Annotated in this window: 22 protein-coding genes; 11 read left to right on the top strand and 11 right to left on the bottom strand. The window is 60.1% G+C overall.

Features of this window, described 5'->3' with window-relative positions:
* Nucleotides 1-303: 303 nt before the first annotated feature.
* From M2401_RS32295 to M2401_RS32320, 6 genes are all read left to right on the top strand, one after another.
* On the top strand, nucleotides 304-1,437 hold the full coding sequence (locus M2401_RS32295) for an ABC transporter substrate-binding protein (protein ID WP_259110776.1): 1,134 nt from the start codon (nucleotides 304-306) through the stop codon (nucleotides 1,435-1,437).
* A 185-nt stretch (nucleotides 1,438-1,622) separates the two neighbouring features.
* On the top strand, nucleotides 1,623-2,537 hold the full coding sequence (locus M2401_RS32300) for an ABC transporter permease subunit (protein WP_259110778.1): 915 nt from the start codon (nucleotides 1,623-1,625) through the stop codon (nucleotides 2,535-2,537).
* A gap of 2 nt (nucleotides 2,538-2,539) precedes the next feature.
* Nucleotides 2,540-3,835, top strand: coding sequence for a high-affinity branched-chain amino acid ABC transporter permease LivM (livM, locus tag M2401_RS32305; protein WP_259110780.1), 1,296 nt, complete (start codon nucleotides 2,540-2,542; stop codon nucleotides 3,833-3,835).
* The gene (locus tag M2401_RS32310; protein ID WP_259110783.1) at nucleotides 3,836-4,711 is read left to right on the top strand and encodes an ABC transporter ATP-binding protein; all 876 of its coding nucleotides are present in this window, start codon (nucleotides 3,836-3,838) and stop codon (nucleotides 4,709-4,711) included. It begins immediately after the preceding gene.
* Entirely contained in the window at nucleotides 4,708-5,424 is a 717-nt protein-coding gene (locus M2401_RS32315) for an ABC transporter ATP-binding protein (protein WP_259110786.1), read from the top strand. Before M2401_RS32310 ends, M2401_RS32315 begins: the two co-directional genes overlap by 4 nt.
* 749 nt (nucleotides 5,425-6,173) lie before the next feature.
* Entirely contained in the window at nucleotides 6,174-6,938 is a 765-nt protein-coding gene (locus tag M2401_RS32320) for an SDR family oxidoreductase (protein WP_259110789.1), read from the top strand.
* A 99-nt stretch (nucleotides 6,939-7,037) separates the two neighbouring features.
* Here the strand turns inward: M2401_RS32320 and M2401_RS32325 are convergent, their stop codons facing one another.
* The 7 genes from M2401_RS32325 to M2401_RS32355 all read right to left on the bottom strand — a co-directional run bounded on the left by M2401_RS32325 (nucleotide 7,038) and on the right by M2401_RS32355 (nucleotide 12,149).
* A complete protein-coding gene (locus M2401_RS32325; protein ID WP_259110791.1) occupies nucleotides 7,038-8,171 on the bottom strand; it encodes an AGE family epimerase/isomerase in 1,134 nt (377 codons plus the stop codon).
* A 246-nt stretch (nucleotides 8,172-8,417) separates the two neighbouring features.
* On the bottom strand, nucleotides 8,418-8,990 hold the full coding sequence (locus M2401_RS32330; RefSeq protein ID WP_259110794.1) for a HupE/UreJ family protein: 573 nt from the start codon (nucleotides 8,988-8,990) through the stop codon (nucleotides 8,418-8,420).
* A 26-nt stretch (nucleotides 8,991-9,016) separates the two neighbouring features.
* Complete coding sequence (gene ureG, locus M2401_RS32335) at nucleotides 9,017-9,634, bottom strand: urease accessory protein UreG (protein ID WP_259110797.1); 618 nt, start codon at nucleotides 9,632-9,634, stop codon at nucleotides 9,017-9,019.
* A gap of 23 nt (nucleotides 9,635-9,657) precedes the next feature.
* Nucleotides 9,658-10,332, bottom strand: a complete 675-nt coding sequence (locus tag M2401_RS32340) for an urease accessory protein UreF (RefSeq protein WP_259110800.1) — start codon at nucleotides 10,330-10,332, stop codon at nucleotides 9,658-9,660.
* Nucleotides 10,329-10,829 (bottom strand): urease accessory protein UreE, encoded by a 501-nt coding sequence (gene ureE, locus M2401_RS32345; protein ID WP_259110803.1) that lies wholly within the window; start codon nucleotides 10,827-10,829, stop codon nucleotides 10,329-10,331. The genes M2401_RS32340 and ureE overlap by 4 nt, the downstream gene beginning before the upstream one ends.
* Before the next feature lie 248 nt (nucleotides 10,830-11,077).
* Nucleotides 11,078-11,710 (bottom strand): TetR family transcriptional regulator, encoded by a 633-nt coding sequence (locus M2401_RS32350; RefSeq protein WP_259110805.1) that lies wholly within the window; start codon nucleotides 11,708-11,710, stop codon nucleotides 11,078-11,080.
* 223 nt (nucleotides 11,711-11,933) lie between these two features.
* Nucleotides 11,934-12,149, bottom strand: a complete 216-nt coding sequence (locus M2401_RS32355) for a hypothetical protein (protein ID WP_259110807.1) — start codon at nucleotides 12,147-12,149, stop codon at nucleotides 11,934-11,936.
* Nucleotides 12,150-12,471: 322 nt separating this feature from the next.
* On the opposite strand from M2401_RS32355, the gene M2401_RS32360 reads away from it, so the two are divergent.
* Nucleotides 12,472-14,538 (top strand): AsmA family protein, encoded by a 2,067-nt coding sequence (locus M2401_RS32360; protein ID WP_259110809.1) that lies wholly within the window; start codon nucleotides 12,472-12,474, stop codon nucleotides 14,536-14,538.
* Nucleotides 14,539-14,666: 128 nt separating this feature from the next.
* Here the strand turns inward: M2401_RS32360 and M2401_RS32365 are convergent, their stop codons facing one another.
* Together M2401_RS32365 and osmE are read right to left on the bottom strand one after the other, a co-directional pair.
* Entirely contained in the window at nucleotides 14,667-15,200 is a 534-nt protein-coding gene (locus tag M2401_RS32365; protein ID WP_259110812.1) for a bacterioferritin, read from the bottom strand.
* 92 nt (nucleotides 15,201-15,292) lie between these two features.
* A complete protein-coding gene (gene osmE / locus M2401_RS32370) occupies nucleotides 15,293-15,631 on the bottom strand; it encodes an osmotically-inducible lipoprotein OsmE (RefSeq protein WP_259110814.1) in 339 nt (112 codons plus the stop codon).
* 168 nt (nucleotides 15,632-15,799) lie between these two features.
* Between osmE and M2401_RS32375 the strand changes: the two genes are divergently transcribed.
* Complete coding sequence (locus M2401_RS32375; protein WP_259110816.1) at nucleotides 15,800-16,690, top strand: triacylglycerol lipase; 891 nt, start codon at nucleotides 15,800-15,802, stop codon at nucleotides 16,688-16,690.
* Here M2401_RS32375 and M2401_RS32380 read toward each other — a convergent pair.
* Nucleotides 16,679-17,566: a DMT family transporter gene (locus M2401_RS32380; protein ID WP_259110818.1), complete on the bottom strand. Its 888-nt coding sequence runs from the start codon at nucleotides 17,564-17,566 to the stop codon at nucleotides 16,679-16,681. The two genes, M2401_RS32375 and M2401_RS32380, sit on opposite strands and share 12 nt — an antisense overlap.
* A 95-nt stretch (nucleotides 17,567-17,661) precedes the next feature.
* Between M2401_RS32380 and M2401_RS32385 the strand changes: the two genes are divergently transcribed.
* From M2401_RS32385 to M2401_RS32395, 3 genes are all read left to right on the top strand, one after another.
* Nucleotides 17,662-18,468: an AraC family transcriptional regulator gene (locus tag M2401_RS32385; protein WP_409034020.1), complete on the top strand. Its 807-nt coding sequence runs from the start codon at nucleotides 17,662-17,664 to the stop codon at nucleotides 18,466-18,468.
* Nucleotides 18,469-18,544: 76 nt separating this feature from the next.
* Complete coding sequence (locus M2401_RS32390) at nucleotides 18,545-18,850, top strand: PsiF family protein (RefSeq protein ID WP_259110820.1); 306 nt, start codon at nucleotides 18,545-18,547, stop codon at nucleotides 18,848-18,850.
* Nucleotides 18,851-19,011: 161 nt separating this feature from the next.
* Entirely contained in the window at nucleotides 19,012-20,022 is a 1,011-nt protein-coding gene (locus M2401_RS32395; RefSeq protein WP_259110822.1) for an AI-2E family transporter, read from the top strand.
* Between the two features lie 86 nt (nucleotides 20,023-20,108).
* Here the strand turns inward: M2401_RS32395 and M2401_RS32400 are convergent, their stop codons facing one another.
* Nucleotides 20,109-21,374: an Hsp70 family protein gene (locus M2401_RS32400; protein ID WP_259110824.1), complete on the bottom strand. Its 1,266-nt coding sequence runs from the start codon at nucleotides 21,372-21,374 to the stop codon at nucleotides 20,109-20,111.
* Nucleotides 21,375-21,565 lie beyond the last annotated feature (191 nt).

The following is a 21,565-nucleotide window of genomic DNA, read 5'->3' on the forward strand; positions in this document are numbered from 1 at the left end:
GGTGCGTCCCGTAGCGGGTGCGCACCGTGGGTGTGCATTTCGGTGACGCACCCTGTTACAGTCCGGTTGTACGCAGAGGGAAGGTCCGGTTGCAATGTTTATTTGGGTGGGTTGCTCTTTTTTCTTGAGAGGTTGCACCTGTCGCATTCCTACAGGTTGTACGTCCCGATAGGAAAGGCACGAAACGCCCAATATCAACAAAATCGCGACTTTTTTCAGAATAAAAAAGTGATGGCACGGCGCTTGCTCTGAGCAATCCCCGTAGTCGCAGTGCTAACTAAAAAACCTCAGGAGCACCAACTCATGTCGCAGACGTTTTACAGGAAAGGTTTTCTGGCAATCGCAGTCGCTACTGCATTGGGCGTGTCGGCGTTTGCCCAGGCAGACGTCAAAATCGGCGTAGCAGGCCCGATGACCGGTGCCAACGCTTCGTTCGGTAAGCAGTACATGAGCGGCGCTCAGGCCGCAGCGGATGCGATCAACGCTGCTGGCGGCGTTAACGGCGAGAAAATCGTGTTGACCGCCTACGACGATGCCTGCGAGCCGAAACAGGCCGTTGCCGTTGCCAACAAGGCAGCATCGGATAAAGTTGCAGGCGTAGTCGGTCACTTCTGCTCCTCGTCGACTATCCCGGCGTCCGAGGTCTATGACGAAGCGGGCATCATCGCGATCACCCCGGGCTCCACCAACCCAACCGTTACCGAGCGTGGTCTGGGTGCCATGTTCCGTATGTGCGGTCGTGACGACCAGCAAGGGATCGTGGCCGGTGACTACATCGTCGATGTGCTCAAAGGCAAGAAAGTCGCGGTCATCAACGACAAAGACACCTACGGCAAGGGCCTGGCTGACGCCACCGCCAAGCAACTGACCAAGCGCGGCGTCAAGCCAGTGCTGGAAGAAGGTCTGACCCGTGGCGAGAAAGACTTCAGCGCCCTGGTGACCAAAATCCGCAGCGTTGGTGCTGACGTAGTCTACTTCGGCGGCCTGCACCCGGAAGCCGGTCCACTGGTTCGCCAGCTGCGTGAACAAGGTCTCAAAGACGTCAAGTTCATGTCCGATGACGGCATCGTGACTGACGAACTGGTCACCACCGCAGGCGGCGCTCAATACGTCGACGGCGTGTACATGACCTTCGGCGCTGACCCGCGTCTGCTGCCAGACAGCAAGGCCGTGGTTGAAACCTTCCGCAAGTCGGGCTACGAGCCTGAGGGCTACACCCTCTACGCTTACGCTTCGGTCCAGGCTCTGGCTGCCGGCTTCAACGGCGCCAAGTCGAACAAGGGCGAAGACGCAGCCAAGTGGCTCAAATCCCATCCGGTCAAAACCGTCATGGGTGAGAAAAACTGGGACTCCAAAGGCGACCTGAAAATCTCCGACTACGTGGTTTACCAGTGGGACAAAGACGGTAAATACCATCAGCTCGAAAAACAGAAGTAAGTTGAACGCTTAAGTCGGACCGGCTGTTGCGTGGCATTGCGCCACGCAACAGTCAGGCCCGGTCATGGGTGCTGCGCCCTGTAGCCCCGGATTTCTTATGTAGTCATTGCCTGCGTCCCGGCACTCCTCACGAGGGAGTCCCAGACCGGTTCCGGCGTGGCCCTTCAAGTTCGTGAGCGTGCGTGATGGATGGTATTTTCCTGCAACAAATGGTCAACGGCCTGACCCTCGGTTCGGTCTACGGCCTGATCGCTATCGGTTACACGATGGTCTACGGCATCATCGGCATGATCAACTTCGCCCACGGCGATGTGTACATGATCTCGGCTTACCTGGCGGCCATCGGCCTGGCAGTCCTGTCATTCTTCGGTATCGAGTCGTTCCCTTTCCTTATTCTCGGCACGCTGATCTTCACCATTGTGGTGACCGGTGTTTACGGCTTTGTCATTGAGCGAGTGGCCTACAAACCCCTGCGCAACTCGACGCGCCTGGCGCCCCTGATCAGTGCCATCGGCATTTCCCTGATCCTGCAAAACTATGCACAGATCGCCCAGGGCCCTCGCCAACAAGGCGTACCGACCCTGCTCGAAGGTGCCTGGCGTTTTGATATAGGCAGCGGTTTTGTCCAAATTACCTACACCAAGATCTTCATCCTGATTGCCGCCTTCATCGGCATGGGCGTACTGACCTACATCATCAAGTACACCAAGCTCGGCCGCATGTGCCGCGCTACCCAGCAGGACCGCAAGATGGCGTCGATCCTGGGGATCAACACCGACCGCGTGATTTCCTACGTTTTCGTTATCGGCGCCGCCATGGCTGCACTGGCCGGTGTGCTGATCACCATGAACTACGGCACGTTCGACTTCTTCGCCGGCTTCGTCATCGGCATCAAGGCCTTCACCGCAGCGGTATTGGGCGGGATCGGTTCGTTGCCGGGTGCGATGCTCGGTGGGTTGATCCTGGGGGTTGCCGAGTCGCAGTTCTCCGGTCTGATCAACTCTGATTATAAGGATGTGTTCAGTTTCGGCCTGCTGGTCGTGATCCTGATCTTCCGTCCTCAAGGCCTGCTGGGTCGCCCACTCGTGGCGAAGGTATAACCATGTCTGCTCCTGTCAAACCCATCGATATCAAACAAAGCCTGATCGACGCGGTAATTGCCGGCCTGCTGGCACTGATCGTGTTCGGCCCGATCGTCGGCATCGTCCTGGACGGCTACGGCTTTAATACTCAACCCACCCGTGTTGCCGCGCTGGTTGGCGTGGTCATGGTCGGGCGCTTCCTGATCAGCCTGTTTCTGCAAACGCCCAAGGGCCGCAACATCACGCAAAGCTTCGAAACCGCCGGATCGGGTGTGCATGTGCTGCCCCACGATTACAAGACGCGCCTGCGCTACATCATCCCGTTGATGATCGTGATTGCCGTCATATTCCCGATCTTTGCCGACAAGTACGTGCTGACGGTGGTCATTCTCGGCCTGGTCTACGTGTTGCTGGGCCTGGGCCTGAACATCGTGGTCGGCCTGGCCGGTCTGCTCGACCTTGGCTACGTGGCGTTCTATGCCATCGGCGCCTACGGTCTGGCTCTAGGCTATCAATACCTCGGGCTGGGCTTCTGGTCGGCATTGCCGTTGGCGGCGATTGCTGCCGCGTTGGCAGGTTGCATCCTTGGCTTCCCGGTCCTGCGTATGCACGGCGACTATCTGGCTATCGTGACCCTGGGTTTCGGCGAAATCATTCGACTGATCCTCAATAACTGGCTGTCGTTTACCGGTGGTCCGAACGGCGTGCCGGTGCCTTCGCCGACTTTCTTCGGCCTGGAATTTGGGCGTCGGGCCAAGGACGGCGGCATCCCGATCCACGAGTACTTCGGTTTCGAATACAACCCGGACCTGAAATTCATCTTCATCTATGCCGTGCTGTTCCTGGTTGTGCTCGCGGTGCTGTACATCAAGCATCGCCTGACCCGCATGCCGATAGGCCGTGCCTGGGAAGCGCTGCGTGAGGATGAGATCGCTTGCCGGTCCATGGGCCTGAACCACGTACTGGTCAAGCTCTCGGCATTCACCATCGGCGCCTCTACTGCCGGTCTGGCCGGGGTGTTCTTTGCCTCGTACCAGGGCTTCGTCAACCCGACCTCGTTCACCTTCTTCGAGTCGGCGCTGATCCTGGCCATCGTTGTACTGGGCGGCATGGGGTCGACCATTGGTGTGGTGATCGCAGCCTTCGTACTGACTGTTGCCCCTGAGATGCTGCGCAGCTTCGCCGAATATCGCGTGTTGTTGTTCGGCATCCTGATGGTACTGATGATGATCTGGCGCCCACGCGGCCTGATTCGTATCAGCCGTACCGGCGTGCGCCCACGCAAGGGTGTGCTGGCTAAACCGGAGGGCGTGTAAATGAGTGATGAAATCGTCCTGTCCGTCGAAAACCTGATGATGCACTTCGGCGGCATCAAGGCTCTGAGCGATGTCAGCCTGAAAGTACGTCGCAACTCGATCTTCGCCCTGATCGGCCCAAACGGCGCGGGCAAGACCACGGTATTCAACTGCCTGACCGGCTTCTACAAGGCCACGGGCGGGCGCATCCAGCTCAATGCCAAGGGCAAGCAGACCAACGTGATCCAGTTGCTCGGCGAGCAATTCCAGGTCGCGGACTTCCTCTCGCCCAAACGCTTCATTAACCGCCTGTACTACAAGATGTTTGGCGGTACGCACTTGATCAACCGCGCAGGCATGGCCCGGACCTTCCAGAACATTCGCCTGTTCAAGGAAATGTCGGTGATCGAAAATCTGCTGGTGGCCCAGCACATGTGGGTCAACCGCAGCATGATCGCGGGCATCCTCAATACCAAGGGCTACCGCAAGGCCGAAGACGACGCCATGAATACGGCGTTCTACTGGCTGGAAGTGGTCGATCTGGTGGATTGCGCCAACCGCCTGGCCGGTGAGCTGTCCTACGGCCAGCAGCGCCGCCTGGAAATCGCCCGGGCCATGTGCACGCGGCCTCAGGTGATCTGCCTGGACGAACCGGCAGCAGGCCTCAACCCGCAGGAAACCGAGGCGCTGAGCGGCATGATCCGCCTGCTGCGCGACGAACACGACATGACCATCGTGCTGATTGAGCACGACATGGGCATGGTCATGGGCATCTCCGACGATATTGTGGTGCTCGACCACGGCAACGTGATTGCCATGGGCGGGCCGGAACAGATCCGCAACGATCCAAAAGTGATCGCCGCGTACCTGGGCGCTGATGAAGAGGAATTGGTATGAGCAAGCCGATCCTCGAACTGAAAGAGATCGACGTGTATTACGGGCCTATCCAGGCCCTGAAAAAAGTCTCGATGTACATCAATGAAGGCGAGACCGTGAGCCTGATCGGCTCCAACGGTGCGGGCAAATCCACTTTGCTGATGTCGATCTTTGGCCAGCCGCGTGCGGCTGCGGGGCAGATTATCTATCAGGGTGTCGATATCACCCAGAAGTCGTCCCACTACATCGCCTCCAACGGCATTGCCCAGTCGCCGGAAGGTCGCCGGGTTTTCCCTGACATGTCGGTCGAGGAAAACCTGATGATGGGCACCATCCCCATCGGCGACAAACACTCCAGCGAAGACATGCAGCGTATGTTCGAGCTGTTCCCGCGTTTGAAGGAACGTCGTAACCAGCGCGCCATGACCATGTCCGGCGGCGAGCAGCAGATGCTCGCCATCGCCCGCGCCCTGATGAGCCGTCCCAAGCTGTTGCTGCTGGACGAGCCGAGCCTGGGCCTGGCACCGATCATCGTGAAGCAGATCTTCTCCACGCTGCGCGAGCTGGCGAAAACCGGCATGACCATCTTTTTGGTCGAGCAGAACGCCAACCACGCGCTCAAACTGTCTGACCGCGCCTATGTGATGGTCAACGGCGAGATCCGCCTGAGTGGCACGGGGCAGGAATTGCTGGTCAATGAAGAGGTTAGGAACGCCTATCTGGGCGGTCACTGATTTCGTCAAGAAACGCCTGTTTTTACCCGACGCCCCGAGTGCAAAACACTCGGGGCGTTGTTTTTTGCCAATTGTGGAAAACAATTTTGACGCGGGCTGGCAGTGCGACATAAAACCGCTGCAAACAGTTGTTTTGTCACGCTTTTGACTTGTTCAGTATTACTGTGGAGCTGGCTGTGAATAAGATGGTAGTAGCTGTCTGGAGGCCTTGATCTACGTGGTTTGTAGCTCGTTGTTCGTTTTTTGATCAGTGATTTTTGGCGGTATTTTGAGGGCCTTTGTCAATGCCTTTTGACCTGGTTGTTCATACAGCTCAGGGGTGGGAAAAGCCTGTGGATAACTCTGTGGGCAAGCGTTGGAAAGAGCCCTGTGAGGGGCGTAATTACTGGTCCGGCAGGCACCTGCCTGTGAGCGGTAACAGGCACAAGGCCATGCGCCTTCACCAAATTGCCAGCCCAGGTCAAGCACAAATACCGTACAGCCCACGAAATCCGCTGGCTGTGGGCAAATGCAGTTGCCCACGGTTATTGTGGGCCTGACTGTGGATAAGGTGGGCAAAACCCCGTGCAGGCCAGGCGCGGCGTGGCTTTGCCTGAGTTGATCGTTTTTTGACCAGTCATATCCGGGAAATGGTTTTTTTATCCACAGACTTGCCGTGAACCTGTCTGGCCGGGCATTCTGCTGGGCCTTCCCATTTGCGCCCGACGCCACTCGATTGCGTCGTCTTCGCGCCTTTTCAGGAGAATGAAATGACTTCCACCGTATTCATCACTGGTGCCACTTCCGGGTTCGGCGAAGCCTGTGCCCGTCGCTTTGCCGAAGCCGGCTGGTCGCTGATCCTGACCGGGCGCCGTGAAGACCGCCTGAGCGCCCTGAAGGCCGAATTGTCGAAGCAGACCAAGGTGCATACCCTGGTGGTCGACGTACGCGATCGTGGGGCCATGGAGACCGCCATTGCCGGTCTGCCGGAAGAGTTTGCCAAGATCCGCGGCCTGATCAACAACGCTGGCCTGGCCCTGGGTATCGATCCTGCGCCCAAGTGCGATCTGGACGACTGGGACACCATGATCGACACCAACGTCAAAGGCCTGGTCTACGCCACGCGCCTGCTGCTGCCGCGCCTGATTGCTCATGGTCGCGGTGCCAGTATCGTCAACCTGGGCTCGGTGGCGGGCAACTACCCGTATCCGGGCGGTAACGTCTATGGCGGCACCAAGGCGTTCGTCGGCCAGTTCTCCCTGAACCTGCGCAACGACCTGATCGGCACTGGTGTGCGCGTGACCAATCTGGAGCCGGGCCTGTGCGAAAGCGAGTTCTCCCTGGTGCGCTTTGGCGGTGACCAGGCCAAGTACGACGCCACCTACGCCGGTGCCGAGCCGATCCAGCCGCAGGATATCGCTGACACTATCTTCTGGATCCTCAACACCCCGGCCCACGTCAATATCAACAGCCTGGAACTGATGCCGGTCAGCCAGACCTGGGCCGGGTTCTCGATTGATCGTTCGCGCGGTTAATCGATAGTTTGATGCAGCACCGTAGGAGCGGCTTCAGCCGCGAGTGACGCTCTCCCGGCTGAAGCCGGTCCTACGGTTTACTGCGCAGGATCCACAGGGTCATGGCGCTGCAAAATACTCGGCCAGCCCCAGATAGCAGGTCGCCAGGTGATAAGGCGTGGTGGACGGCATGTCACTGCGGCTGACCTGGCCATCGGCGTCCAGGCACTCATGCCAGCCCTTGGCATGCAGGAAGCGCTGTTGCAGGGCCTGCAATAGTTGCGGAACACGCTGATCAGCGTCTGGCCGCAGCACCAGGGCGCGCAGGTACTCGGCCTGGGCCCAGATGCGCTGAGTCGCATCCCGCACCGTGCCATCAATCTCCAGCATCGCCGTGACCGCACCATTCAGTGTGTCGACGCCCTGTGCCTCGGCAAGCGCGAATGACCGCTTCAATGACCCATGCAGCGCACTGCCGCGCAGGTGTTCGGACGACTCCAGCAGATAGAACCACTCAAACTGATGGCCCGGTTCATACCAGTTATCCACAGTACCTTTGGGTTTCTCCAGCATCAGCCCGGTATCCGGGTCGATAAAGCGCTGCTGCATGGCCTCGGCCAACCCGTCCAGTGCCTTTAGGGTGGCAGCATCTTCACGCACCGACACCGTAGCCAGAAATGCCTCGGCGAGATGCATCAGCGGGTTCTGCAGCGGGCCGCTGTCCAGGCTCGACCAGTCCTCGGCCAGCACGGCTTCGTACAGCCCGGTGCCATCGGCAAAACGCCCGGCGACCACGTTGAGGGCGGCATTGAGCACCGACTCCACCAGCGGCTCACGTACCTTGGCCCAGTAATGGGCGCAGGCAAAGATGATGAAAGCGTGGGTGTAGAGATCCTTGCGCCGATCCAGGGGCGCGCCCTGGGGGTCGATGCTGTAGAACCAGCCGCCGTGCTCGGCATCATGGAAGTGGCGCTGCAACGAGCGAAACAACGCTGCCGCACGTATCTCAGCGCCTGGGACTCGCCCGATCAGGCTGGAAAACACAAACAGCTGTCGGGCACAGGCCATGGCCCGATAACGCTGCGGCGGCAAAGGGGCGTGCTGACCGTCGACGGCTTCATAGGGCAGGGCGAGTTGAGTGTTCCAGCCGGACTCCTGCCACAGCGGCACGATGACCTGCAGGAAATGCTGCTGCACGGCCGCAAACAGGGCGGTCACTTCAGGCTGGGGGGCGGAGCGAGGGGCATCAGACATTGGCGGGTGTCACGGCAGGGTCGAATTGCGCGACATGGTAGCGCGCTGGCCCGGTGGGTGCGAATTCATTCGTGAAAGGGGAAATTGGCTTGGCCTCTTGGCGGGCAAGCCCGGCTCCTACAGGTGCATACGGTCCTGTGGGAGCGAGGCTTGCCCGCGAAGACGATGAAGCAGCCGACGATGATGTCGCGCCTGTCGCGACTTTTTCGCGGGCAAGCCCGGCTTCTGAAGGTGCGTTTGACTCGCTTACCCCACCATCAACCACACACCCACCGCAGCAGACACTGCGCCGGCGACCCGTACCAGCGGTGCAGCAGCCTGTGGCAGCACACGCACCACGGCGTAGCCTGCGGCATGCAGGGCGGCGGTAGCGGCGACGAAGCCTGCGGCGTAGGCCCATGGGCTGGCCATTTCCGGCAGTTCGTTACCGTGGGCGACGCCGTGGAACAGGGCGAACAGCGCGGTTGCGGCGACGGCCATGAACAGCGGCGGACGCACGGCTAGCGCCACGGCCATGCCCAGGGCCATCACCGAGGCGGCGATGCCGGTTTCCAGGCCCGGCAGCGCCAGGCCCTCGAAACCCAGCACGCCACCCAGGAGCATGGTGCCGACGAAGGCGCACGGCAGGGCCCAGCGGGCGGCGCCTTTCTGTTGGGCGGCCCACAGGCCTACGGCTATCATCGCCAGCAGGTGGTCGATGCCGCTCAAGGGATGGCTGACACCGGCCAGCAGGCCGCTTTCGTCGTGGCCGGGGTGAGCGAAGGCCAGGGCTGGGGCGAGCAGCAGGGCCAGGGCGGCAAGGGCTTTTTTGTAGGTCATGGACAAACTTCCTTGAGAGAGGGAATTCAGGCGGCCTGGGTCAGCAGGCCCTGGCGTTCGATAAAGGCAATGATCTGCTCCAGACCCTGGCCGGTTTTCTGGTTGCTGAAGACAAAGGGCTTGTCGCCGCGCATGCGCTTGGTGTCGCTGTCCATCATTTCCAGGGACGCGCCCACCAGCGGCGCCAGGTCGATCTTGTTGATCACCAGCAGGTCGGACTTGCAGATGCCAGGACCACCCTTGCGTGGCAGCTTGTCGCCGGCCGACACATCGATCACATAGATCGTCAGGTCGGACAGTTCGGGACTGAAAGTGGCGGACAGGTTGTCGCCGCCGGACTCGACGATGATCAGGTCCAGCCCTTCGAAGCGGCGGTTCAACTGGTCCACGGCTTCCAGGTTGATCGAAGCGTCCTCGCGAATCGCGGTATGCGGGCAGCCGCCGGTTTCCACGCCAATGATGCGTTCCGGCGCCAGGGCTTCGTTACGGACCAGAAAGTCGGCGTCTTCGCGGGTGTAGATATCGTTGGTCACGACCGCCAGGTTATAGCGATCGCGCAGGGCCAGGCACAGGGCCAGGGTCAGGGCGGTCTTGCCCGAACCGACCGGGCCACCGATACCTACGCGCAGGGGTTGGCTGTTCATTGAGTTCTCCATTGAGAGGCTGATCAGGACCGGAACAACCGGCTGTATTGACGTTCATGAGCCATGCTCGCCAGGGACAGGCCAAAACTGGCGCTGCCGATATGACATGGGTCGAGAGTGGTGGCGTGTTGCTGCGCCTGTTCAAGCAGAGGCAGCAATTCACTGGTCAGGCGTTGTGCGGCTTGCTGGCCCAGAGGCAGGGTCTTCATTAGCACCGCCAACTGGTTTTCCAGCCAGCTCCACAGCCAGGCGGCCAGGGCGTTATCCGGCGTGATCCGCCAGGCCCGCGCCGCCAGGGCCCAGCCCAGGGCCAGGTGTGGCTCGCTGGTCTGGGCGAGAAAGTCCCGGGCGGCCTGATCCAGCTCCGGCAGACCCAGCAACAACTGTTGCAGGGAATAACCCATCTGCCGGCTTTCCTGGTGCAGCTCACGGCTTTCCCGACTGGCGCGGTGTTCTTCGCTCAGTTGCAGCAGCTGGCCCCACTCATCCTCGGCGGCAGCGCGGCAATGGGCGAACAACAAAGGCGCCTCGAAACGGGCCAGGTTGAGCAACAGTTGATCAGCAATCCAGCGTCCGGCACTGGCCGGGTCTTTGACGATGCCTTGCTCTACGGCCATTTCCAGGCCCTGGGAATAGCTGTAGCCGCCAATCGGCAATTGCGGACTGGCCAGGCGCAACAAGGCCCAGGCGTTATTCACTTGCGCACACCAAACTGGTGCAGGCGTGGCGGGTAGTTGAAGTCTTCTTCACCGGCGCGGGAATGGTGATGGCCGCCGCCGTAGGCGCCGTGCTCCGGCTGGAACGGCGCTTCGATGGATTCGGTATGGGCGCCCAACTGATCGAGCATGGCCTTGAGCACATAGTCATCGAGTAGACGCAGCCAGCCGTCACCGACTTGCAGGGCGACGTGGCGGTTGCCCAGATGGTAGGCCGCACGGGTCAGTTCGAAAGCATTGGAACAGGTAACGTGCATCAGTTGTTCAGGCCGAGCACAGACCCGCACGATACGGCCGTCCTCGGCTTTGAGGAATTCACCGTCGCGCAGCGGCTGCTGGCCGCGTTCGAGAAACAGGCCGACATCTTCACCGTCAGCACTGAAACAGCGCAGGCGACTCTTGCTGCGCGCCTCGAAGTTCAGGTGCAACTCGGCAGCCCATTCGGCCTGGGGTTCGATTCTTTGATGAATCACCAACATTGAGGGGGCATCCGGCTGATTGCGATGCTTCAAGTTAGAGCAAGGGGCTTGCCAACAGTGCAGAGTGTAGGAAATAGCTGACGGATCGGTAGCCTTGCCGAGGATTTATGTCAGATAACGGTGCCAGATTAATCCAAGGTGCATCTTTGTGGTGCGTTGACGTGGGTGTGCACATCCGTAGGAACGGCTTTAGCCGCGAGCGCTCTCCCGGTTAAAGCCGGTCCTGCGTGAAAACCACTGCGGCTGGCTCACTCGGTACTGCCCAGCCCCTGCCAGTGCTTGGCGCCGATAAAGATAAAGCGCAACTGCTGGGTGATCTTGGCTTCGGGGGTCAGATGCTGGGGCAGGGAGGCTGCTGGCGGGTCGATCAGCTCCGGGAGCATGGAGAACACGCTGCGTACCACCAGGTCGGCAATAATCGACAGCGCGGCGGCATCCAGGTGTTGCCAGCGGGTCATGTTGCCAAGGTCGGCGGCAAGGTCGGTACTGATGCCCTCGCGCAATGCCGCCAGGGCCTGGCGGACTCGCACCGAACCGCCGTACTGCTCCCTTGCAAGAAAAAGGAACTGCGAGCGATTGGCCGCCACCACATCAAGGAAGATACGCACCGAGGCGTCGGTAATACCGCCCAGCAGTACTTCATTGTGGCGCACCATGCGCAGGGTTTCGCGGAAGGTCTGGCCGACTTCGCTGACCAGGGCCAGGCCGAGTTGGTCCATGTCATCGAAGTGGCGATAGAAACCGGTCGGCACGATCCCCGCCGTGCGCGCCACTTCCCGCAGGCTCAGGCTGCCAAACCCGCGCCCGCTCTCCATCAGGCTGCGAGCGGCGTCGAGCAAGGCGTGGCGGGTCTGCTGTTTCTGTTCGGCACGAGGCAGCATGGGACGGCTGAATTCTGCGAGGAGAGGGTGCGGCACTCTAGCAAATGCGCTGGAGGATGTGTGCAGGAAGCAATTCTGAAGGCGCGAATTCTGTGAACACTAACAGTGTGGGAGCGAATTTATTCGCGAATGCGGTATTTCAGTCGCACGTGCGTTGAATGTACTGGCCTCTTCGCGAATGAATTCGCTCCCACAATTCGCTCCCGCAGATTAACAGCTGGACTTAGACGCGCTGATACTGCTGCACCACACGCTCAGGATCATGTTCGGCTACGCGCTTGTATTGACGGCTGATGCAGTCTTCTTGCGCGACGTGTACATGCTCAGCCTGCGAACCGGCTTTCATTTCGGCGGACGGCGCGTGTTCAGCCACAGGCATGGCGATGGCGCTGGCCGCGAAAATGGAAAGGGACAGGCTGAGCAACAGATGGAGTTTCATGAAGGGGTGCTTCTCGATAGGGCATTTAATTGGGTACGAGGGCAATATTACCCGCAATCTGTCGATGCAAAATTACAAAAAATTAATGGTAACAATCGATGAAATTGATTGTTGTAGCAAAGCCCCGTGAATCGTGGCGTGCAGGGTTTTGCTTTTGCGCCGCAATGGGGATTTTTCGTCCTGTGCTGCTTCATCATCGCGCTTTTCGTCCTGGTTGCTAAAAACCGGTAATCCAATCAAACCCTTGGCGCTTTAATCAGTCGAACAACAAAGTCGTACGCAAACTGCCGCAGAAGGCAGCTTGTTATTGGGAGAGGCACGCATGACGCGCAGTCGAAAAATTCTTGCCTGGAGCGGTGGCATCCTGCTGCTGGTTCTGGTCGTCCTGATCGTCGTTATTGCTACTTTCGACTGGAACAGGCTCAAGCCCACCATCAATGAAAAGGTCAGCGCCGAGCTGCATCGGCCTTTCGCCATCAATGGCAACCTGGCGGTGGTCTGGGCGCGGGAGCCGGATGAAGGCGGCTGGCGCGCCTGGGTGCCGTGGCCGCACATGATTGCCGAAGACCTGAGCCTGGGTAATCCGGACTGGTCGAAAACCCCGCAAATGGTCACCCTCAAACGCGTCGAACTGCGCCTGGCGCCCTTGCCTTTGCTGATGCAGCGCGTGGTCATCCCGCGCATCGATCTGACCGGCCCCGAGGCACGCCTGGAGCGCCTGGCCGATGGCCGCGCCAACTGGGTCTTTGATTTGCCCAAGGCCGATCCCAATGCCAAGCCCTCCAGCTGGGTAGTGGATATCGGTGCGATCAAGTTCGACAAGGGTTTGGTCAGCCTGAACGACCAGACCCTCAAGACCCAGCTGGACCTGGTGATTGATCCGCTGGGCAAGCCGATTCCCTTTGCCGATATCGTCGGCGGCAAGGAGGCGAAAAAGGCCCAGGACAAAGGCGCTACACCGCAGGACTACGCGTTTGGCCTGAGCGTTAAAGGCCAGTATCACGGCCAGGCATTGCAGGGCACGGGCAAGATCGGCGGCCTGCTGGCGCTCAAGGACGCCGCGCAGCCGTTCCCGGTGCAGGCGGATGTGCAGGTCGGCGATACCCGTATCGCCATTGCTGGCACTTTGACCGACCCGCAGAATCTCGGCGCTCTGGATCTGCGTCTGAAACTGGCAGGTACCAGCCTGGGCAATCTCTATCCACTGACCGGCGTGACCCTGCCTGAGTCGCCGGCATACGCCACCGATGGTCACCTGATCGCCAAGCTGCATGACCCGGCGGGCATGAACTTCAAGTACGAGAACTTCAACGGCAAGATCGGCCAGAGTGACATTCATGGTGACCTGGGTTTCGTCGCCAGCCAGCCTCGGCCGAAACTGACCGGCAAACTGGTCTCTGAGCAACTGCTGTTTACTGACCTGGCGCCGTTGATTGGTGCGGACTCCAAAGCCGATCAGAAGAAGCGCGGCAGCGACAGTCAGCAACCGGCGGGCAAGGTACTGCCGGTGCAGAAGTTCGAGACTGATCGTTGGGCGGCCATGGATGCCGACGTCGAATTCACCGGCAAGAAAATCGTCAAAAGCCCTGAGCTGCCTTTTACTGACCTCTATACCCACGTCGTGCTCGACGACGGCCAGCTCAAGCTGCAACCCCTGCGCTTTGGTGTGGCCGGGGGCAAGCTCGATGCCGATCTGCAGCTCGATGGTCACGCCCAGCCGCTGCAGGCACAGGTCAAGCTGAGTGCACGCAACTTCAAGCTCAAGCAACTGTTCCCGACCTTCGAGCCGATGAAGACCAGTTTTGGCGAACTCAATGGCGACGCTGATTTCAGCGGGCGCGGTAACTCCGTCGCCGATTTGCTCGGCACTGCCAACGGTAATTTGAAGTTGCTGGTCAATGACGGCGCGGTCAGTCGCGGCCTGATGGAAATCGCCGGGCTCAACGTCGGCAACTACGTGGTCGGCAAAATGTTTGGTGACAAGGACGTGAAGATCAATTGTGCCGCCTCGGACCTGAGTATCAAGGATGGTCTGGTGACGCCACGACTGTTCGTCTTCGATACCGAGAACGCGATCATTTATATCGATGGCACGGTGAATATGAAAACCGAGCAACTGGATATGAAAATCAGCCCCGAATCCAAGGGCTTCCGCGTGTTTTCGTTGCGTTCGCCGCTGTATGTGAACGGTCCATTCGCCAAACCCAATGCCGGTGTCGAGAGCGGCCCATTGCTGCTGCGTGGTGCAGGGATGGTGGCGTTGGGAGTGGTTGCAGGGCCTGCGGCGGGCTTATTGGCTCTGGTCGCGCCTAGTGGCGGTGAGCCTAATCAGTGTGCGCCGTTGCTGGAGCAGATGCGGGCGGGGAAGGCACCGAAGACGGTGAAGTAAGAGTTCGCCCATGTCACATGTGGGGGCGGATTTATCCGCGAAGATGGCGTATCAGGCGACAAAAATGCGTCGAATGTACGGTCGTCTTCGCGAATGAATTCGCTCCCACCGGGTGGGAGCTTACTTGGTTACAGGTCTTTCAGAATGTCGGCCATATCGTCGGCATGTTCTTCTTCCTGAGCCAGGATGTCTTCGAAGATGCGGCGGGTGGTCGGGTCCTGGTCACCAATGAACTGGATGATTTCCCGGTAGCTGTCGACCGCGATACGCTCGGCCACCAGATCCTCGTAGACCATCTCTTTCAAGGTATTGCCCGCGACGTACTGCGCGTGGGAGTTCTTCGACAGGGTGTCGGGGTTGAATTCCGGCTCACCGCCCAGTTGCACGATGCGCTCGGCCAGCAGGTCGGCGTGCTCGGCTTCCTGCTGCGCGTGCTCGAGGAACTCTGCTGCCGCGACACTGGCCTTCAGGCCGGTGGCCATGTAGTGGTGGCGCTTGTAGCGCAGCACGCACACCAGTTCAGTGGCCAGTGATTCGTTGAGCAGCCGCAGGATGGTTTCGCGGTCGGCGCTATAGCCTTCGGTCACGGCACCGTTTTGCACATTCTGGCGTGCACGCTGACGAAGGGTGTTTACATCGGACAATTGCTGCACGTTACTCATCAGGTATCTCCATGGCGTGTACGGTTATCCGTCAGGCTCTATGGCTTGAGCGGTCACAAATTGTGAGTCCCGGCGCCATGGAATAGTTCGGTTTAGTTCGACCGCTGATTCTTCTCGTGCTGCTCGCAGGTCATGAAGCCTTTGCTGTCGACCTTGCCGATATCGTTGAACGACACGTAATAAACCTGCTTGGCGCCGTCCTTGCTCAGTACATAGTTATTGCAGGTGCCGGGATAGGCCTTGCGCAGCATGCGGCTGGACGGTTCGCCGCCGATGGTCAGGACCTGCTGTTCATTCATGCCCAGCTCCACTTGCTTGACCAGCGGCTGGCTGCGGTAGGTCAGGTAATCCACCGGGTTCTGCACCTGGCTGTGGCTACAGCCCGCAAGAGTGGTGAAGACGGCCAGGGCGGCGAGGGTTTGCTTGTACATGGCGATTACTCGTGGGAAAGAGCCTCAGGAAGGGCCCGATACCGGTTTGAGCCCTGAGATTGCACAAGAGTTCGATGTTGGGGTGGCGATAAAGCATTACTTTGCCACGACGCTGGTTTTGTCATCTTCAGCGGTTATTGCTGGACGGATGGTCGCTAAGGAGTGCTCATGGCAGAAGATCAGGCAACCCGTTATCCCTTGTTGCTGGTGCCCGGCATGTTGGGGTTTGTCCGGCTGGGTTTCTATCCGTACTGGTTCGGCATCGTCAAGGCGCTGCGCCGGGGCGGGGCGCAGGTCTACCCGGTGATGGTCTCGGCCATGCACTCCACCGAAGTGCGCGGCGAACAGTTGCTGGCGGCTATCGACGAGATCCTGCGTGAGACGGGTGCGCAAAAGGTCAACCTGATCGGCCATAGCCATGGCGCCCTGACCAGTCGTTATGTCGCGGCGCGCCATCCCGAACGGGTGGCGTCAGTCACCTCGGTGGCCGGGCCCAATCATGGTTCGGAGCTGGCCGACTATCTGGAGCGGCGTTTCCCTCTGGGCAGCTTCGGCAATGGCGTACTCAACGTGGTGCTGGGTGTTTCGGTCTGGCTCCTGGGGCTGTTGGAAACCGGCTATCGCGGCCCGCGCCTGCCCATGGATATCGATGCGTCGCACATGTCCCTGACCACCCGTGGCGTTGAACAATTCAATCGCCAGTATCCCCAGGGCCTGCCGCAGACTTGGGGCGGGCAGGGCGAGGAGCTGGTCAATGGCGTGCGTTATTACTCCTGGTCAGGGACCTTGCAGCCCGGGCGCAGTAATAAGGGTAGTAATCGCTTTGACGGCAGTAACCTGACCTGCCGCTTGTTTGCCCACGCTTTCGCCCATGAACGCGAACAGTGTGACGGCATGGTCGGGCGCTACAGCTCGCACCTGGGCACGGTGATCGGCTCCGACTATCCGCTGGACCACTTCGATATCGTCAACCAGCACTTCGGCATGGTCGGCAAGGGCGCCGACCCGGTCGGGCTGTTCATGCAGCACGCCGGACGGCTCAAGGCCTCAGGACTGTAGCGCGACCGGGCGCAACGGCGTGCGCCAGCGTTCGGCAAGGATCACCCCGACAAGGGTCAGGCCGCCGCCGAGCAGGTGAAAGGACGCCAGCTGTTCGCCCAGGATCAGTGCCGCTGCCAGCACCGTGACGATCGGCAGCAGATTGAAGAACAGCGTGGTGCGCTCCGGCCCCAGACGGGCGATTGATTGCATCCACAGCAACGGCGCGAGCATTGAAGTCGGGATGCCGGCATACAGCACCAGCGCGATATTGTGCATGTTCAGCCCGACCCGTGGCGTCAGCAGGAACATCGGCAGCAGCATGATGGTTGCCGCCACGGCCTGCAGATACAGCAGTTGCAGCGGCGGCAAGCGCAGCTGCCATTTGCGCAACAGGATGCTATAGACCGCAAACGCCAAGGCGGCCAACAGCAGCATGGCATCCCCCAGATTCAGCCCCTGGTGGGCCAGATTGCCGATATGCCCGGCCGACACCACTTCCAGTACCCCGGCCACCGAAATCAGCGCGCCGATGACCGCCCCCCAGGTCAGTTGCGAGCCGAGCACGACCGAAGCCATCAGCAGCGCCATGATCGGAATCAGCGACGGAATGATGGCCATGTTGGTAGCCGAGGTGATGCCCGCCGCGAAGTAGGCCAGGCTTTGAAAGAGGGCCATGCCCAAGGCGGCCAGGACTATGACCTTGCCTAGCACCGGCTTGATCGCCGCACGATTGCGCAACACCGGCAGGATCAGGAAGGGCGTAAACAGCAGCGCCGCCAGCAGCCAGCGATAAAAGCCGATCTCCGACGGTCCGATGGCCCCGGCGCTGGCCTTGGTGACAAGGGTATTGCCGGCCCAGATCAGGACCGTCAACAGGGGAAGCAGATAAGACATGAATGACGCGTCTCCATAATGAACCCGGAGTATCTGCCTGTCTGGTTGGCTGGCTATACTCCGTTTCAGACAATCAGCTATTCAAGACGGACATCATGGCCACAAAGATCGTCAACATGCCCAGGGTGCCGGTCAGTGGCCTGGAATCTGATCAGCCGCTGTTCATTTATCTGCGTTACGGCGAGTTTGGCGCTGACAGCTACAGCGATACCCACAGCCATACCTGGGGCCAGCTCAACTACGCGTCCCGTGGCGTGATGCAGATCGAAGTCGGCAGCCAGCGCTTTCTGTCGCCGCCGCAATATGGCGTGTGGGTGCCGCCGGGCATGGAGCACAGCTGTTACATGCGCGATGCGGTGGTCTATCGCTCGGTGTATATCGCCAGCGAGCAATGCAGTGATTTCCCCAGCGAGCCTTGCACGCTGGAGATCGGGCCGATCCTGCGAGCCATCTTCGGTGACTTCGCCGAGCGCGATGTGCGCCTTCCCGAAACGCCCGCCGATATCCGCCTGGCCCAGGTGCTGATCGACCAGTTGCGCAGCGCGCCGGTGCAGACGCGCTACCTGCCTTATGCGCAGAGCGCAGGCCTGGCCCTGGTGATGCAAGCATTGCAAGCCGACCCCAGCGACAACCGCACCCTGGCCGAGTGGGCGCAGCAGGTGTACGTCAGTGAACGCACCCTGGCCCGGCAATGCCTGCGCGAATTGGGCATGAGCTTCGGCGACTGGCGCCAGCGCCTGCGCTTCCTGGCCGCCATCGAAGCGCTGGACAGCCGTCAGACCGTGCAGGAAATCGCGTTCGACATGGGCTACAGCAGCGCCTCGGCCTTTATCGCCATGTTCCAGCGTCAGGCCGGTTGCACGCCGGAGCAGTACCGTCGTCAAGGCAGCGGCCATGCCTGACACGTCTCGCAACATTTGTTGACTACACTTCAAGACAGACTGCGCTGACTGGCGCAGCGGTCAGGGAGATGGATCGATGAATATAGTGCGTGCTTCTCTGCTGTGCGTGGGCCTGCTCATCAGTGCTCAGGGCTTTGCTGCCACGGCGCAACAAAACAAGATGACCACCTGCAACGCCGACGCCACCGCCAAGTCGCTCAAGGGCGATGAACGCAAGGCCTTCATGAGCACTTGCCTCAAAGCCACCCCGGCTGTTCCGGCCGCAACAGCGCTGACGCCGCAGCAGGAAAAAATGAAGTCCTGCAATGCCGATGCGGCGAGCAAAACGCTCAAGGGTGACGCGCGCAAGACCTTCATGAGCGACTGTCTCAAGAAGAAATAATTCTTCGCGGGCAGCCTGACCGATAGCAAAGCCACGCCAACCCTGATCGCGCCTGGGTTGGCGTGAAAAATCCGCTTTCACTCCCACTCATCAGATGACTGGTTCTCGCCCCGGAACGCTGGCAGACTGCCCACCTCTTTGCGTTGCGGGTTTGAAGGGCTATGCCAACGTTTTCTTCGCGTCAGGTTTTGTTGGCCAGTTGGGTCATTATCATTGGCGGTTTGCTGCTGGTCATGCCGTTGACGCTGTTGCCCAGTCTGTTGGCGGGCCTGCTGGTCTACGAGCTGGTCAATATGCTGACCCCGCTATTGCAGCGACTGGTCGCCGGCGAGCGCGCCCGTTGGGTGGCGGTAGCCCTGCTGGGCACACTGGTGGTGAGCGTACTGGCGCTGATCTTTGCTGCTGCCATCAGCTTTGTCCTGCATGAGGCGGAAAACCCTGGCGCCTTCCTCGACAAATTCATGACTCTGGTCGACCGCGCCCGCGGCCAGCTGCCGCCGATGATCGACAACTACCTGCCCGCCAGCGCCGCCGAGTTCCAGGTGTCCCTGGGCGAGTGGTTGAAACGCCACGTCGGAGAGCTGCAATCCCTCGGCAAGGGGGCGGCGCATACCTTCGTCACGCTGCTGATCGGCATGGTGCTGGGGGCGATCATCGCCTTGCAGAAGATTTCCGAAGTGCACACCCGCAAGCCATTGGCGGCTGCATTGTTCGACCGCCTGAGCCTGTTGAGCAGCGCGTTTCGCAATATCGTCTTCGCCCAGATCAAGATTTCCCTGCTCAACACCGCCTTTACCTCGGTGTTCCTGGCGGTGGTCCTGCCGTTGTGCGGCATCCACCTGCCCCTGACCAAGACCCTGATCGCCCTGACGTTCCTGCTTGGCCTGTTGCCGGTAGTGGGCAACCTGATGTCCAACACCCTGATCTTTATCGTCGGCCTGTCGCTGTCGATCTGGGTGGCGCTGGCAGCGTTGGGCTATCTGATCGTGATCCACAAGGTCGAGTACTTCCTCAACGCGCGGATCGTCGGCGGGCAGATCAATGCCAAGTCGTGGGAGTTGTTGCTGGCGATGCTGATCTTTGAATCAGCGTTCGGCCTGCCGGGGGTGGTGGCAGGGCCGATTTATTACGCTTATCTCAAGAGCGAGTTGCGTAACGCGCAGTTGGTTTGACGCAGATGTAAAACAATGTGGGACCGGCTTTAGCCGGGAATGCGCCTTCCCGGCTGAAGCCGGTCCCACAAGAAACCATTGAGCAATCAGCCGTAGCGCTTCTTCGCCTCGATCGCCAATCCGCTGCCGATACTGCCGAAGATATTGCCTTCCACATGGCGGGCATTGGGCAGCATGGCCGAGATGCTGTTGCGCAGCGCCGGGATGCCGCTGGAACCGCCGGTGAAGAACACCGTATTGACCTGATCGACCCGGGCACCGGCCTTGACCAGCAATTCGGTCACGCTGTTGCGCACCCGTTCCAGCAGCGCGTCGATAGCTGCTTCGAACATCACCCGGCTCAGATCCACACTCAGGCCGGCTTCGATGCGGTCCATCGGCAGGTGGCGGTTTTCGTCGTGGGTCAGCTGGATCTTGGTTTCTTCCACTTCCATCGCCAGCCAGTGCCCGGCGCGCTGATCGATCAGCTTGAACAGACGGTCGATGCCCTGGGTGTCTTCGATGTCATAACGCATGCTGCCCAATGCCAGCTGGGATTTTTGCGAGTACACCGAGTTGATGGTGTGCCAGGTCGCCAGGTTGATGTGGGTGCTGGTGGGCATGTAGGCGCCGCTTTTCATGCGGCTGCCATAACCGAACATCGGCATTACGCCTTGCAGGCTCAGTTGCTTGTCGAAGTCGGTCCCGCCGATGTGCACGCCACCGGTGGCCAGGATGTCTTCATGGCGGTCGTCGTAGAACCGCCGGTCTGGCGACAGGCGCACCAGGGAGAAGTCCGAAGTACCGCCGCCGATGTCGACGATCAGCACCAGTTCCTCACCGGTAATGGTCGACTCGTAGTCGAAGGCGGCGGCGATGGGTTCGTACTGGAACGAGACGTCCTTGAAGCCGACTTTGTGCGCCACGGCAGCCAGGGTGTCCTCGGCGTCCTGGTCGGCGGCGATGTCGTCATCGACGAAATGCACCGGGCGACCCAGTACCACTTCCTCGAATTCACGGCCTGCGGTGGTCTCGGCGCGTTTCTTCAGCTCGCCGATAAACAGCCCCAGCAGGTCCTTGAACGGCATGGCCGTGCCCAGCACGCTGGTGTCGTGCTTGATCAGCTTGGAGCCCAGCAGGCTCTTGAGTGAGCGCATCAGGCGCCCTTCGTAGCCTTCCAGGTACTCGTGCAGGGCCAGGCGGCCATACACCGGGCGACGTTCTTCCATGTTGAAGAACACCACTGACGGCAGGGTGATCTTGTCGTCCTCCAGCGCAATCAGCGATTCCACGCCCGGTCGCAGCCAGCCGACCGTAGAGTTGGACGTGCCGAAGTCGATACCGCAGGCACGGGCCGGGGATTGGTCATTCATGTCTTTTACGTTCCAGTCAAAAAACGGCCGCGCAGTGTATGTCAGTGCAAGCCGGATGCGTAGGGCGAAACATCGGGAATCCAAAGTTATCTGTATTTCATCGCCTGACTTGAACTAAGGCCTTTGACCCCCAATCTTCAAGGCATTCCCGGGCAACGAGCGCACGCGGCTTCAAGCCAGCGCGTTCGGCT

It is taken from the genome of Pseudomonas sp. JUb42 (assembly GCF_024807945.1).
Lineage (GTDB): Bacteria > Pseudomonadota > Gammaproteobacteria > Pseudomonadales > Pseudomonadaceae > Aquipseudomonas.

Bases quoted from the DNA above. Each gene is read 5' to 3' on its own strand.
- M2401_RS32295 (WP_259110776.1), top strand. From the start codon at position 304: ATGTCGCAGACGTTTTACAGGAAAGGTTTTCTGGCAATCGCAGTCGCT.
- M2401_RS32300 (WP_259110778.1), top strand. From the start codon at position 1,623: ATGGATGGTATTTTCCTGCAACAAATGGTCAACGGCCTGACCCTCGGT.
- livM (WP_259110780.1), top strand. From the start codon at position 2,540: ATGTCTGCTCCTGTCAAACCCATCGATATCAAACAAAGCCTGATCGAC.
- M2401_RS32310 (WP_259110783.1), top strand. From the start codon at position 3,836: ATGAGTGATGAAATCGTCCTGTCCGTCGAAAACCTGATGATGCACTTC.
- M2401_RS32315 (WP_259110786.1), top strand. From the start codon at position 4,708: ATGAGCAAGCCGATCCTCGAACTGAAAGAGATCGACGTGTATTACGGG.
- M2401_RS32320 (WP_259110789.1), top strand. From the start codon at position 6,174: ATGACTTCCACCGTATTCATCACTGGTGCCACTTCCGGGTTCGGCGAA.
- M2401_RS32325 (WP_259110791.1), bottom strand. From the start codon at position 8,171: ATGTCTGATGCCCCTCGCTCCGCCCCCCAGCCTGAAGTGACCGCCCTG.
- M2401_RS32330 (WP_259110794.1), bottom strand. From the start codon at position 8,990: ATGACCTACAAAAAAGCCCTTGCCGCCCTGGCCCTGCTGCTCGCCCCA.
- ureG (WP_259110797.1), bottom strand. From the start codon at position 9,634: ATGAACAGCCAACCCCTGCGCGTAGGTATCGGTGGCCCGGTCGGTTCG.
- ureE (WP_259110803.1), bottom strand. From the start codon at position 10,829: ATGTTGGTGATTCATCAAAGAATCGAACCCCAGGCCGAATGGGCTGCC.
- M2401_RS32350 (WP_259110805.1), bottom strand. From the start codon at position 11,710: ATGCTGCCTCGTGCCGAACAGAAACAGCAGACCCGCCACGCCTTGCTC.
- M2401_RS32355 (WP_259110807.1), bottom strand. From the start codon at position 12,149: ATGAAACTCCATCTGTTGCTCAGCCTGTCCCTTTCCATTTTCGCGGCC.
- M2401_RS32360 (WP_259110809.1), top strand. From the start codon at position 12,472: ATGACGCGCAGTCGAAAAATTCTTGCCTGGAGCGGTGGCATCCTGCTG.
- M2401_RS32365 (WP_259110812.1), bottom strand. From the start codon at position 15,200: ATGAGTAACGTGCAGCAATTGTCCGATGTAAACACCCTTCGTCAGCGT.
- osmE (WP_259110814.1), bottom strand. From the start codon at position 15,631: ATGTACAAGCAAACCCTCGCCGCCCTGGCCGTCTTCACCACTCTTGCG.
- M2401_RS32375 (WP_259110816.1), top strand. From the start codon at position 15,800: ATGGCAGAAGATCAGGCAACCCGTTATCCCTTGTTGCTGGTGCCCGGC.
- M2401_RS32380 (WP_259110818.1), bottom strand. From the start codon at position 17,566: ATGTCTTATCTGCTTCCCCTGTTGACGGTCCTGATCTGGGCCGGCAAT.
- M2401_RS32385 (WP_409034020.1), top strand. From the start codon at position 17,662: ATGGCCACAAAGATCGTCAACATGCCCAGGGTGCCGGTCAGTGGCCTG.
- M2401_RS32390 (WP_259110820.1), top strand. From the start codon at position 18,545: ATGAATATAGTGCGTGCTTCTCTGCTGTGCGTGGGCCTGCTCATCAGT.
- M2401_RS32395 (WP_259110822.1), top strand. From the start codon at position 19,012: ATGCCAACGTTTTCTTCGCGTCAGGTTTTGTTGGCCAGTTGGGTCATT.
- M2401_RS32400 (WP_259110824.1), bottom strand. From the start codon at position 21,374: ATGAATGACCAATCCCCGGCCCGTGCCTGCGGTATCGACTTCGGCACG.